Origin of the sequence: Pedobacter sp. PLR (assembly GCF_026239675.1) — a bacterium.
In the GTDB taxonomy this organism is placed as follows: Bacteria; Bacteroidota; Bacteroidia; order Sphingobacteriales; family Sphingobacteriaceae; genus Pedobacter.
Genome location: NZ_JAPIVQ010000004.1, coordinates 565,616 through 579,678 on the forward strand (window position 1 = coordinate 565,616; position 14,063 = coordinate 579,678).

Genomic DNA, 14,063 nt, shown 5'->3' on the forward strand with positions numbered 1-14,063 from the left:
GTATAAAATTTATACTAAGAATTATTATCGGCCTTTAAGCCGGTTATTAACCACAATATTTATGACAGTAGGGGGTGTCCTCCGGCTGAATAAATCTTTTAAAAGACAGTTAATTATGGGGATGAATATTACCTCTGTTTTACTTATTGTAACCATGATGCAGGTGAGTGCTGCTGGTTTTGCGCAAAAAATCACTTTTGTGCAAAAAGATGCCTCACTGCAACAGCTCTTTAAAGTAATTAAAAAACAAGCTGGCTATGACGTGTTATGGCCTTCAAAATCAATTAAAACGGCTAAAACATTCGATGCCAGTTTTAATAATGCAGACCTGAAAGAGGTGCTGAATAAAACATTTGAGAATCAGTCATTTGAATATGTCATTGAGGACAAGGTCATTGTGATCAAGGAAAAAGATAAGTCTTTGCTGGACCGGATTATAGATCGGTTTAATCAGATTGACGTTACAGGTAAAGTGATTGATGAGAACGGGCGACCTCTTGTAAAAGCTACGGTAAGGAGTAAAAAGGGGAATCGCATGACTTTCACGGATGCTTACGGGGATTTTAAACTGGCAAACGTCGACGAAAACGACCTGTTGATGATTTCCTTTCTGGGTTATGAACAAAAGGAAGTGCCTGCGGCAAAAAACATGGGAAGTATTCAGCTCCAGGAATCTGCCGGGAAATTAGATGAGGTGGTGATTTCCAACGGTTATCAGGATGTTAAAAAAGCCATGATGACTGGTTCTTTAGCCAGAGTTAAGGCAGAGGATCTGGTCATTAACGGAACCAATACGATTGAACAACTATTGCAGGGAAAACTTGCCGGAATGCAGGTGATCAATAATTCTGGAATGGTTGGAACCAAGCAAACCGTCAGGGTTCGGGGAACATCTACCTTATTGGGTAATCAGGAGCCGGTTTGGGTAGTTGATGGTATTATTCAGGAAGACCCCCTGCCCTTTAAAGCTACGGAATTAAATAACTGGAATACTGGTGCTAGCACTTCTGACGGATTAAAGCAGTTTATCGGCTCCGCCATTTCCTGGTTAAACCCATATGATATTGAGGATGTAACCGTATTAAAAGATGCGGCATCTACGGCTATTTATGGGGTAAAAGCCGCCAATGGAGTGATCCTGATCAATACTAAAAGAGGGAAACCCGGCAGCACACCGCAAATCAGTTACAATAACAGCTTTTCCTTTGAAAATAAACTGAGTTATGATCAACTGAACCTGATGAACTCGCAGCAAAGAATCGACGTTTCCAGAGAAATCTATGAAAGAGGTTTGCTATCTAACAAAAATAGCTGGGATAATATAGGTTATCAAGGGTTGTTAAATCAGTATTTGACGAATAAACTACCTTATGAAGATTTTAATGCCGGCGTTAAACAGCTGGAATTAAACAATACAGATTGGTTGGATCTTTTGTTTCAAACGCCTTTAAGTCAAAACCACAATATCAGTATCGGCGGTGGTGGTCCTACAAACTCCTATTATGGTTCCTTTGGTTACAATAATAAAGTTGGACAGGCTAAAGGAAATAGTCAGGATAGTTACAATGGGAATGTGAATTTTACCAGTATAGTGAACAGTAAGCTGACTGTTGGGGTACGTTTGTCTGGTGCTTACGCGACCACTAATGGCTTTTATGACCTGGATGCGACGCCCTATGCGTATGCCACGAAAACAAACAGGGCTATACCGGCCTTCAATCCGGATGGTTCTTTGGCCTATTATATGAAAGGGAATGGTGTTTTTAAGTATAATTATTTAAACGAGCAGGCGCATACCGGAAATTATAATTACAAGAGCAATTTAAATTCAGCAATAAATATCAAATACCAGTTGCCTTTAGGATTCCGTTTTGAATCTACTTTGGGATTAGGATATACCAATACCCATGGGGAAGCTTATGCCGATCAGTTTACGAATTTAATAACCTATAAAAGAGGGTATGAGTATGGTGATTTTGGGCCAGCTACAACTGAGTATAAGGCTTCAATATTGCCAAATGGAGGCGTTTTGGATCAGTTAGAGAGCAGAAACCTGAATTATACCTTTAGAAACGGGTTAAGTTATCAGAAAACCATTGCTAAAAAACACTTTGTTTCTGGTATGGTTGGATTTGAAATGAGAAGCAACCAATATGCCGGGTCCAGTAATAAGGCATATGGATATTTGCCTGATCGCGGGAAAGTATTTTTGAATCCACCCGCTACTTACATAAATTCGACTTTTGGAACTTTAGCAGAGAATCCAATTTATACCACAGAAACTTTAAATACACTCACAGACAGGAAGGCGAATTATGTAGCCTATTATCTGACAGGAGCCTATAGTTACGATTCCAAATATGTGTTTAACATGAGTATCAGAGGTGATGCTTCCAATCGTTTTGGGCAGGATACCCGTTCGCGTTTTAGTCCGGTTTGGGCAATTGGTGCCAAATGGAATGTGGCCAGAGAAAGTTGGTTTGAACGTACAGAATGGTTTAATGATTTTAGCATTCGTGCTACTTACGGTTACCAGGGGAATGTGGCCGAAAATTATGGACCTGATTTAGTGGCAAGAATGCCTTCCGCAAATGACGGGATCAATTCAATGACAGGCGAGCCAATTCTTAAAATCAGCACTTTACCTTATACTGATTTGCGCATGGAAAAAACGCAGACTGTCAATCTGGGTTTTGACCTGAGCTTTTTCTCCAACCGGATTTCTGCCAGTGTGGATTACTACAATAAGAAAAGTAAAGACCTGATTGTTCTGAAAGATGTGCCTTATGAGTATGGGGTATTACAAATGCCGGTAAATAGTGGTGATTTGGAGAATTCAGGACTGGATGTGGCCATTAATTTTGTACCGGTTAGAAACAAAAATCTGACCTGGACTGTCTCCTTAAATTCGGGCTACAACCACAATAAAGTAACGAGTAAGTTGCTGCCAAATGGAACCTGGTTTAATGCCGTATCTGGAAGCTATAATGTAGCAGGCTATCCGGTTTCTTCTTTCTGGATTTTTGATTATACCGGACTTAATGCAGCAGGAAGACCAACTTTTAACCTACCAGTGAATGCAGAAAGTAGGGAAGATGCTACAGGCTATATGATTTATGGTGGAAAACTCAATGCAGATTTCACCGGTGGTTTTAGTACTAGTGTCAGGTATAAGCAATTTACAGTCTCCACTAATTTGTATGTGTCCTTAGGAGGAAAGAAAATATTACCAAATCTTTATACGCCTGATATTGCCAACAATACACCTAATGAATTCACTAACCTAAGTGCTGAACTTGTGAACCGCTGGCGCAAACCTGGAGATGAATTGATTGCCGGCATGCTGCCTGGTATACCATCTAACTATACCGGGCCGGGGGCTAGTGTATTTGTTCCCGGAGAAGTAACCCCTTATTCTCCTTATACCTTTTATAACTACACAGCAAGCAGGGTAGTTAATGCCTCATTTCTCCGCATGAATAACATCAATGTGAATTATTCTTTGCCTGATCATATCAGCAAGCGCTTTTTAAGTAAGAACACCACATTTGGTTATTCATTAAGTAACCCATTCACCATGGTGAGTAAAGATTATAAAGGAATAGATCCGGAAGTTGCTTCCGGGGGGCAGCCTTTACCGCGTACTCACGTTTTCTCTTTATCAGTCACTTTCTAAATTATTAAACATGAAACGTCTACTATATATACTTATGCTGCTTGTACTGTTCACAAATAGCAGCTGTAAAAAATTTCTGGAGGAAAGCAGTCAGGATGAAGTGAAACCTGGAAATTTATCCGATTTAACTTCGCTTATGTCCGGAGATGGTTATCCTTATCAAACCAATTTGAGTCTCGTATTAAATTACATAACCGACGACATCGCATGTTCAGGTGGACAGGGCCAGGATAGATATATCACTATCGTTAAAAAGATAAAAAGTGCATTTAGCTGGAAGAAAAGTATGTTTGAGGATTTGATTTTAACAGGGGGAATTACTTACGTTACACCTGTTAATTCCTGGCAGATCCTCTATAAGCAGATCGCAGGATGCAATGTGATATTGGACTATATTGGTAAAGTGTCGGGATCGGAAACGGAGAAACAAAATTTGCGCGGTCAGGCTTTAGCCATGCGGGCCTATTATTATTTTATTCTGGTAAACATGTATGCCAGGCCTTATAATGACCCTGCTTCCAATCCGGAAACCAATCCTGGTGTGCCCTTAAAACTAGATATGTCAGTGTCAGATCAGTTTTTTGCCCGAAGTACCGTTGCTGAAGTTTATGCTCAAATGGAAAAAGACTTCCTGGAGGCGGCATTGCTCATGAGGAACAATCCTAAAAACAATGGGGTCTATAAAATGAGCGAACAGGCCGCTTATACCATGTTGTCGAGAATTTATTTATATCAGGAACAATGGGATAAAACCATTGAGTATGCGGATAAAGCATTGGCTATAAAATCAAATTTAGCACAGTTGAGTTCTTTTACTGCGTCCGGAGGTTTTTATGCCTGGAATAATAGTTTCTTAGGTACGAAATACAATAAGATTTATGACCCGGCAAAGAGTAATGAGATCATCTGGGCATATGAGCCTAATCCTAGTGCAGATAAGGAAGTTTTTGTGTCTTCTCTAAGCCCAGCGGTAAGTGCTGTTTTAAATCCTCCCTATTCGCCATCTACTGAATTGATGAAATTGTATGAAAGTCGCCCGGTAAAAGATAATGAGATCTATCTGGCTGATTTGAGAGCAAGATTATATTACGAAGGCCTGTTTTTGGGTTTTGTGCCAAAGCCTCCCGGATTACCAATTCCTGATTTTAAAGTCTATTGTGGATCTAAAGGTGGTGGCGGGCTCAGGATTGCCGAACTTTATTTAAACCGTGCAGAAGCCAATATTCGTAAAGCTTTAACCGGTGGAGGTGCTGGATTTCCTGCGGCATTGAATGACCTCAACAAGTTGAGAGCTTCCAGGTATGATACCAGACAGCCATATATTCCGGTAAATATTACGGATGGAGCGGCCTTACTTGATTTTTATAAAGATGAGCGCAGAAGGGAACTGGCTTTCGAAGGCCACCGTTGGTTTGACCTGAGAAGGTATGGGATGCCCGCCATCTCTCATTATTATGAAGAGATTCCAGGATCCGGAGAAACTTTTACACTGGAAAAAGGGGATAGCAGATATACTTTGCAAATCCCTGAGGTTGTGATGAAACGCAACCCATTACTGGTTCAAAATCAATAATTTTTATTTAGCTATACCTCATATGAAACCTATATTTTCTCCTGACAAGCGTATATACGCCATAGCTTTACTTTTCATCGGATTCACTTTTTTGATGGCTTGTAAAAAAGAAAAGGAAGTCATCATACCAACTGAAACCCCGGAAAAGACCTGGGTATTGCCACAAGGTGATCATCCTTTTGATCAACGCATCCAATCATATTATGACAGATTTGGCACCTTTTTATTGTATAAGTTTACCGAGCAGGATGTTTACTGGAATATCGGAACCAATATTCAGAATTACAGAACTGTACCAGCGGATGAAACCTATATCCCAGAACAACTGGACCTCCTGGACAATACCTTTTTCAGCAACTACCAGGATTCGACCCTAAGAAAATACCTGCCAATTAAAATGTTTTTATGCAGCTCAGTTAGATTAGGTACGACAAATCCTGAAGTAAATGCCTTCTTAATCGGGAGTAATGAAGCAGCCACTATTACTGGAACCACCATGGGTGGATATCAAAGCTTTGCAGTAAATTGGGGAAGGAAGGCCGTTTTGAGGATTAAAACTCCGATAGATAGTGTAACCATCTTTAAGAATGATGTGAATTTTAGTTTCTTAAAAATGGGAAACATTACAGGGAAGATGGGCAAATCCGTAGATTTTCTAACCAGCTCGGATTATACGACGATTTTACCAGCAACACCCGCAGTACCAACCGCAGGTACTCCGGTAGTGGAACGTTATAAAAGAGGTTTCATCGGAGTGGGGACAACCATTCCAACACCCAATTCAGATTGGTATGCCTATTTACGCGCCATCACTTCTACCCCATATGAAGATTTAACCAATAATACGACACCGATTACGGATGCCACGTATAAAGGAATGCTCAACGGGCTGAAAGATCCTAATGGATTGATTAAGAAGAAGTATAATCTGATGATCAACTTTTATAAAAGACAATACAATATTGATTTGCAGGCGATTGGTAACTGGAGGGCTAAATAATGGGGCGTCTGTTGATGACCATAGCGCTGCTCGTATGCCTAAGCAAGATCAGTGCCGCTGCATCGTTCATCCTTAAAGGGGACATCAGAACAGAGCAGCCCCTGGAAATTTCGCTGAAAACTTTGTCGGGAGCCATACTGGGCACTGCCACAATTGATGGTAAATCCGGAGATTTCCAAATAAATGTCGCTTTGCTTAGTCCTGATTTATACCAGATCATGATCGGTAAAACAGTAGAAAAAGTCTATTTAACCAATCAAACCGTTATCGTTAACGGGTATTATGATGTGGCAGATAATAAAAACACAGCCCTTGACTTTAAGGGGATAGACCGCCATTTGGCTTTGGCCGCTTTTATTCCTGAAAAATTGATAGATCAGCGTAAGGTAAACCCAGGTGCTTTTACCGCTTTAAATGCTGGTGAACTCTGTGCTTTAGCTTGTCTTTTTAACAATGATAAATATGATTTTAATGCGGCAATTCTCGAAAAGTCGGGTACGTTTAATTCGGCCGCCGGACAATGGTTGCTAAAGCGGGTAGACAGTTTGAAACTACAGCGTAAGGGGGTGCCTGCTCCTGATTTCTCCTTACCTGATGACCGCGGAAAGCTGACTTCCTTAAAGGATCTAAGAGGAAAAATAACAGTATTGGATTTCTGGGCTTCCTGGTGTGGCCCCTGCAGAACTGCAATGAAAGAATTCAAAACCTTTTACAATGATTTTAAAGATGAGGTGCAATTTGTGAGCATTTCTCTGGATGATGATCCTGCTAAATATGAAAAAGGACTGGAAGATATGCAAATTCCATGGATGAAGTTATGGGATAAACGCGGTTTTTATAAATCCGACCTCAATGCGAAGTACGGGTTTAAAATGATTCCTTATTGCGTGATCCTGGATGAAAAAGGGGTTATTCTGGAAAGAGATATTCAAAGTTCAGCAGCCTTAAAAATGGCACTGGAAAAGTTAACTAATAGCAAATAATTCAATGAACAGATATATAATTCTTCTTTGCAGTATGGTGTTTAGCATCGGTACTTGCGTAGCACAGGTTTTTAATGCCAGCTTACCTTATCACGTAACCGGGGGTAAAATGGTGGTGAGTATTATCGTAGATGGGAATGCGGTTCCCTTTATTTTTGATACTGGCGGGCAGACTAGCATCAGCTCCAAACTGAAAAATGCTCTGGGTTTAAATACCATCACCAACAGGGTAATCACAGACGTAAATAATGTTAAGGTCAATTTGGAAATGGTTAAAATTCCTACCATTGCGACACCAGATGGTAAAGCTGTCTTTACGCAGGTGAATTCGATGGTCATTGACAATGAGGTTTTTGCTTGTTTTGATGGCGCAGTTGGATTATTTGGTAGTGATATGTTTAAAAATTGCAGCATCGAAATTGATGATAAAAGCAAGACCATCCATATTACTAATGAAGGTAAGTTGTCTTTAAATGGTAGAAAACAGGTTTATGAGTTTACACCAACCAGTAATGGAATGCCGGTGTTTTCGATGAATGTTGGAAGTTATACCGATATTGATGTGTTGTTTGATTCGGGCGCTTCCTCGGCATTGTTATTGAAATCTGATGATTTTAGGAAATTATTAGGTGGAAATGAAGTGTCAATTGTGAAAACCGGAAAGGCCATTGGTTCTATTGGCGTGAATGGTTTTGGTCCTCCGGGAAACAGATACCTGATTAATATGCCGGAATTTAAACTGGGGTCCCAGAAATTTCTAAACTATAAAAGCGGATCTTCCAATTCTCCGGAATCTTTACTCGGACTTCATTTACTGGACTACGGTAAAGTAACGATTGATTATATCAATAAACTGTTTTATTTCGAACCCTATCAGACGGAACCGATCACGGATTATGAAAAAAAATGGGATATAGACTTGTTCGTCAAAGACCAAAAACTGGTAGTTGCTGCCATATGGGATGATGTAAAAACAGGTGTTAAACTGGGTGATCAGGTAACACATATCAATGGGAAAGCAGTAGCAGCTTTAAGTCTTTGTGAAAGCATGACCAAAGGAATACCGGAGCTTAAAAACAGCAATGCTATTGAGCTTACTGTAAAAACTGACGAAGGCATAAAAAAAATCACCATCAAGAAAACATAAGTACACATGTATCGCATTAGCGGATAAAAAAAAGGCAAATATCAATTTGCAAGGATTTGCTATGCCTGGGAAATACGCAGCGCTCAACTGTACAGGTCCGGGAGAGATCCCGGTTCCTGTTCTATAATCATGAGAAAAAGACCTGAACTATAAATATTAAAAGAACCAAAATGAAAAAAGTAACTGTTGTTTTTAGTGGAATTCTATGCGTTGTCGCATTTCATGTAAATGGGCAATTGGTGAAACCGAGCCCTAAACAGAAAATATTAGACTGGCAATTCTCCGCCTTTGACCAGGACGGAGTTTATGGCGCTGAAGTCAATAAAGCGTATGAATTTTTAAAAGGGAAACAACCTAAAAAGAAACCCATTATTGCGATGGTAGGCTATGGCCTGGATATCCAGCATGAGGATTTGAAAAATCAACTCTGGATCAATCCAGCGGATAAGGCAGATGGTATTGACAATGATAAGAATGGATTGGTTGATGATGTAAATGGATGGAATTTCTTAGGAAATGCAAATGGTGATGTATTGAATAAAACCAATAAAGTTGCCGACAGGGAGTTTATGAGACTTAAAGGTCAGTATCTGGGAATCTGGTTTAATGGCAAAGACTATGTGCGTTTTGATGTTGTAAAGGATCAACCGGTGGTTGTTCCAAAGCCAGCCAATCTAACTGAATTTCAATACTTCAGAAAGCAGGTTTTACCCGCTTCAAGTATTGGTGCAGCCTTTATGCAAGCCGATTTATACAGATTCATGAAGTATTATCTATTTCATGATTTCAATACGGCAATGATGGAGAAATATCCTGATTTAACTAAGGTTGATGGAACTGCTTTTGCAAAAATAGCACATAATTACAAGGCAGATTCACTGAAGTATTATTCTGCTCAGTTTCTGGCGCTTGGAATGACTTTTAAAATGCCTACAGCGGGAGTAAAGCCACCATTGATGTCTTTTGCGAAGTATAAGGATTTCTTTATGATTAAATACCCTCAGTACGCACTGAAATATGAAGCAGAATTACGTAAGGTAACAGATAACCGAAGTGTTGTGGGGGATGACCCGAACAACATCAACCAAAAGAACTATGGTAACAATGATGTTTTTAGCAACAGTGCGTTTTATGGAACTACTGCCGCGGGAGTAATAGCTGCACAAAGAAATAACGATTTGGGGATAAATGGAATTGTTGATGCCCAATTGATGCCTTTAAAAGTATACCCTAAAGATGGTGAGCCATTTTACAAGGACATCGCGCTGGCGATTCGCTATGCTGCGGATCATAAAGCGGACGTAATTGTATTGGGTATGCCTAACGCTATTTGTCCGCCGGAAGAAGCTAAATGGATGAGCGATGCTCTGGTTTATGCAGAGAAAAAGGGAGTATTGGTGATTGCTCCGGTTTGGGATATGTCTGAAGATTTAGGGAAAAAGGCATATTATCCAAATCGTCATGTGGGTTCTGCTAAAGATCTGGGGAATTTCATGTCAGTTGCCGCTTCCGATGAAAAGGGGAATCCGGTTAAAGCAACCAATTATAGTAAAACAGAGTTGGATCTGTATGCGCCGGGTGTGAACATTTCAACAACTTATTTAGGTAGTACTTACCGGATTAGCAATGGGTCTTTAGCTGCGTTATCAGTGGCTGCGGGGATTGCAGGACTGATCAAGTCTTATTATCCAAACCTGACGGGTACTCAATTGAGAACTTTGATGCTGAACAATGTAACCAGTAGAGCAGGTGTGGAAGTAGAGAAAACGATAAAAGCAGGGCGTGGTTTGGTAACGGATCTGTATCTGTTAAAGGATTTAAGTATCTCCGGTGGGATTGTGAATGCTTACCAGGCGGTAAAGGCTGCCGATACTTTAAGTAAATAAACATTAAAAATATAGATCATGAACATTAAAAATATAAGTGCGGTATGGTATCTGTTCCTGCTTTTTTCGACAGGCACAGTGGTTGCCCAGAATAAATTTGAAGAGGTATTACCTTATCAGGATAAGGAAGGTTATTTGATCATTCAGGCCAATGTGGGCGGTAGAGAAGGACAATTTGTTCTAAATACTAAAAGCGGTATTTTACTGACAGAGGCTGCGGCTAAGTCTAGGAATCTGGTTGTTGCTGCAGATGGTCGGGCGGAGGCTCAGGGTTTTTTTATAGGGAAGAATTTATACTATAAATCTGTTCGGGTAAAAGTGGAAAAAGAGACTGAGTTGTTTAGTAAACTGGGTGTGGAAGGTGTAATTGGCTTTAATGTTTTTACCAATTGTGTGCTCAGTATTAATACTAAAAACAAGACCATTATTATTTCCGGACCTTACCGTCCGCTTTACGTGAAAATTGAGAACCGTGGGGCGATACAGATCAATGAGGATAACATTATACTGGATTTGATTAGTAATGGAAAAACTACAAATGTTCCTGTTGAGATCTTTCCTGTGCCCGCCAATTCTTTCCTGAAAAAGGGGTTGCTATCTCTGGATATACCAAGAGGGAAATACTATTTGCAAGCGTTCTCTGAGGAGGATAGTCGGAGAGTAGTCTTTAAAAAGGAAGAAGTTGTGATTGTTCCCGGAAAGGTTAATGAGGTAGACCGAAACTATTTCCTGAGTAATATTTACGATTACAGGTCTGGTAAGGAATGGAAAACGATTGGTGATAAACCGGTGGTTGTTGATTTCTGGGCTTCCTGGTGTGGTCCTTGTCTGCGGATGATGCCAATTATGGAAGAAATGGCTGCAAAGTACAAAGACAAGATCATCTTTTATAAGGTGAACGTGGATAAAGAAGGAGAGTTAAGAGATAATTTCAATGCAATTGCGATTCCGCTGGTGTTTTTTGCACCTGTCACAGGAACAGTTTTCAGAGATGTTGGTGCGGATAGCAAGGAGAAGGTGGAAGAGCGGTTGAAAGCAATATTGAATAAATAGGATGTAAAAAAAGGCGAAATGTAGGAAATTCAGTGTTTAATGATTTCTGGGTTTATGATAAAAAAGGGTTGGAGTTATTGCTCCAACCTTTTTTTATGGGCCTGGTTTTTCTTCGGGTAATTAGAAGATATATTTTGTATCGATTTGGTACTTATGTAGTTCTGTGTTGTATTTGGTCTGTTGCACGATTTGAAAAAATAGCGTTTTGTAACCAAGCTTGAAAACCAAATAGCTGTATGGAGAAGATTAACATTCTTTTAGTGGATGACAGACAGGGGAACCTCATCGCATTAGAAAGCCTGGTAAAACGGGATGACGTAAATATATTCAGTACCACTTCTCCTCATGAAGGACTTCGGATGGCGCTGGAGTTGGACATTGCCATTGTAATGGTTGATGTTAAAATGCCGGAGATGGATGGTTTTGAATTTGTTAATCTACTCAAGAGTAATCTACAGACTAAAGATATTCTGGTCATTTTCGTGACCGCCATGTTTAAAGACAAAAAGCATTTAGTGAGGGGGTTAAATCTAGGGGCTGTAGATTATCTCTACAAGCCCCTTAATCCATTGGTAACCGCTGCCAAAGTAGACTCTTTTATCCAGATTGTGCGTCATCAGCATAACATCAGAAAAAAGAATAAAGAGTTACAGGCATTCCAGAAAGAGTTGGTCAGGGCTAAAGAAGAAGCTGAAAGAAGTAAAAGTTTAAAGGAGAATTTTCTGGCCAATATGAGTCATGAACTTCGTACCCCGATTAATGGTATTATTGGACTGACAAGGCTGCTCCATGATACCAATTTAACGGAAGATCAAAAGGAGATGATTCGGTTACTGGCAATTTCTTCCAGCTCTTTACTAGGTGTTGTTAATGACATTCTGGATCTTTCCAAGATTGAGGCGGGTAAGTTTAAGATTGTTAAATCTCAAACCGCCCTATTGCAAAATTGTAATTCCATACTCAATCTATTAAAAATTGAAGCCAGGGAAAAGGGGTTGGAGCTCTTATTGGAATTTGATGGAGAGTTACCGGATTTTGTAATGGCAGATTCATTGAGGCTGAATCAGATTCTAATTAACCTGGTGGCAAATGCGATTAAGTTTACACTTTTCGGGACGGTAATTTTAAAGGTTATCCTTTGTGCTCAGAAGGGAAGTAATGTCCAGATTAAATTTTCTGTATGTGATACGGGTATTGGGATTTCAAAAGAGAACCTCGAAAAGATCTTTGATACTTTTGAGCAGGGTGATGCACAAACAACTGTCGATTGTGACGGAATAGGCTTAGGTCTTTCTCTGGTTAAAGAATTGGTGAAGCTCAAAGGGGGTGAGTTGGAAGCCAAAAGTACAGCCCATGTAGGTAGTTGTTTTTCCTATACCAACTGGTATAAAATCGCCAAACCCAAAATGGAAAAAACGTTTTCAGATTCTGAAGAGTTGCGGTGCTTAAAGACTGCAAGAATCCTGATTGCCGAAGATAATATCATTAATGCATTTGTGATAAAAAGGATATTCAAACAATGGGATATTGATTATAAAATTGTCGGAAATGGAGCTGAAGTCCTCGACGAGCTGAGATCCGGAGACTATCAATTGATTCTGATGGATACTTTCATGCCGGTGATGAATGGTTTGGAAGCAATCCGTTTAATCAGAGCCGGTGATGTGCCGGGAAAAGAAAATATTCCTATTATTTCATTCTCTTCTTCTGTGCTTGATGCCGATAAAAATGCGGCCTTATCTGCCGGAGCAAATGATGTAGTCAGCAAGCCTTTTGACGTGGATTTTTTACACAGAAAGATTCAGCGATTTCTTGCTATAGGGAATTGTGTGACTGTGTAATCCCTCATTTTCCACCCTTCACTTTTCTTCTTCTCCCTGCAATCAGAGAAATATATGGAGTCGGCTTAGTACTAATTGCTTACTGTGTTGTATCGGGGTTAATATCATAAAAATCTATCTTATTATTTTACCAATGAAAAAACATTTACTATTAAGTTTTTCGGTCATGTTGTTTGCAATCGCGGCATCTGGTCAGCAAAAAGTTAAAGATGGTACGGCTACAGGAGGCAATTTGCCGAATAAGGATGCTATTCTTGAACTTGAAAGCTCAAATAAGGGCATACTTCATACAAGGGTTCCCTTGAAAGCAACCACAAATTCATTCCCATTAACTGCGCATGTTGCAGGTATGATGGTTTATAATACCGCCACGGCAGGCGATGTACTTCCGGGGATTTACTATAATGATGGAACAAAATGGGTTTTTGTAAAAGGAGATCCGGGAATAATTAAAATTGAGAACCACCCTGGAGAAACAGGAACTCCGGGCATTCCCGGACAACCGGGAGGTACAGGGCCAGGGGTAACGATTGTAACTAACCAGGATGGTACCTGGATTTATAATCCAACAACAAATACCTGGACAAATATTAGCGGCCCGAAAGGAGCTGATGGTAAAGATGGTTTGTCAATTACTGGCGGACCAGGTGCCCCTGGTGCAGTAACTCCGGGGAAAGATGGTGATACCTATGTAGATAACAGTACAGGTGATGTGTATGTGAAACAAGGAGATAACTGGACCGTAACCGGAAATATCAAAGGTCCGAAAGGGGATAATGGTACAAATGGAATTGATGGGAAATCTATTACCGGCGGAAACGGTCCTGCTGGTCCGGCGACTCCGGGGAAAGACGGTGATACTTATGTAGACAACAGCACAGGTGATGTGTATGTGAAACAAGGA

General features: G+C 40.1%; 8 protein-coding genes and 1 pseudogene. All 9 read left to right on the forward strand.

The window, feature by feature from the left end:
- The first annotated feature begins 61 nt into the window (after positions 1-61).
- Positions 62-3,676: a SusC/RagA family TonB-linked outer membrane protein gene (locus tag OQX61_RS13055; protein WP_265842145.1), complete on the forward strand. Its 3,615-nt coding sequence runs from the start codon at positions 62-64 to the stop codon at positions 3,674-3,676.
- Positions 3,677-3,686: 10 nt separating this feature from the next.
- Entirely contained in the window at positions 3,687-5,249 is a 1,563-nt protein-coding gene (locus OQX61_RS13060; RefSeq protein ID WP_265842146.1) for a RagB/SusD family nutrient uptake outer membrane protein, read from the forward strand.
- 22 nt (positions 5,250-5,271) lie between these two features.
- A complete protein-coding gene (locus OQX61_RS13065; RefSeq protein ID WP_265842147.1) occupies positions 5,272-6,249 on the forward strand; it encodes a hypothetical protein in 978 nt (325 codons plus the stop codon).
- Positions 6,249-7,232, forward strand: a complete 984-nt coding sequence (locus tag OQX61_RS13070; RefSeq protein ID WP_265842148.1) for a TlpA disulfide reductase family protein — start codon at positions 6,249-6,251, stop codon at positions 7,230-7,232. The genes OQX61_RS13065 and OQX61_RS13070 overlap by 1 nt, the downstream gene beginning before the upstream one ends.
- 4 nt (positions 7,233-7,236) lie before the next feature.
- Positions 7,237-8,379 (forward strand): aspartyl protease family protein, encoded by a 1,143-nt coding sequence (locus tag OQX61_RS13075; protein WP_265842149.1) that lies wholly within the window; start codon positions 7,237-7,239, stop codon positions 8,377-8,379.
- A 170-nt stretch (positions 8,380-8,549) separates the two neighbouring features.
- Positions 8,550-10,265 (forward strand): S8 family serine peptidase, encoded by a 1,716-nt coding sequence (locus OQX61_RS13080; RefSeq protein WP_265842150.1) that lies wholly within the window; start codon positions 8,550-8,552, stop codon positions 10,263-10,265.
- 18 nt (positions 10,266-10,283) lie between these two features.
- Positions 10,284-11,318, forward strand: coding sequence for a thioredoxin domain-containing protein (locus OQX61_RS13085; protein WP_265842151.1), 1,035 nt, complete (start codon positions 10,284-10,286; stop codon positions 11,316-11,318).
- Positions 11,319-11,554: 236 nt separating this feature from the next.
- Positions 11,555-13,159 (forward strand): response regulator, encoded by a 1,605-nt coding sequence (locus tag OQX61_RS13090; protein ID WP_265842152.1) that lies wholly within the window; start codon positions 11,555-11,557, stop codon positions 13,157-13,159.
- A gap of 133 nt (positions 13,160-13,292) precedes the next feature.
- Positions 13,293-14,063 (forward strand): annotated as a pseudogene (locus OQX61_RS13095) (hypothetical protein); the annotation flags it as partial.

Bases quoted from the DNA above. Each gene is read 5' to 3' on its own strand.
- OQX61_RS13090 (WP_265842152.1), top strand. From the start codon at position 11,555: ATGGAGAAGATTAACATTCTTTTAGTGGATGACAGACAGGGGAACCTC.
- OQX61_RS13080 (WP_265842150.1), top strand. From the start codon at position 8,550: ATGAAAAAAGTAACTGTTGTTTTTAGTGGAATTCTATGCGTTGTCGCA.
- OQX61_RS13070 (WP_265842148.1), top strand. From the start codon at position 6,249: ATGGGGCGTCTGTTGATGACCATAGCGCTGCTCGTATGCCTAAGCAAG.
- OQX61_RS13075 (WP_265842149.1), top strand. From the start codon at position 7,237: ATGAACAGATATATAATTCTTCTTTGCAGTATGGTGTTTAGCATCGGT.
- OQX61_RS13055 (WP_265842145.1), top strand. From the start codon at position 62: ATGACAGTAGGGGGTGTCCTCCGGCTGAATAAATCTTTTAAAAGACAG.
- OQX61_RS13085 (WP_265842151.1), top strand. From the start codon at position 10,284: ATGAACATTAAAAATATAAGTGCGGTATGGTATCTGTTCCTGCTTTTT.
- OQX61_RS13060 (WP_265842146.1), top strand. From the start codon at position 3,687: ATGAAACGTCTACTATATATACTTATGCTGCTTGTACTGTTCACAAAT.
- OQX61_RS13065 (WP_265842147.1), top strand. From the start codon at position 5,272: ATGAAACCTATATTTTCTCCTGACAAGCGTATATACGCCATAGCTTTA.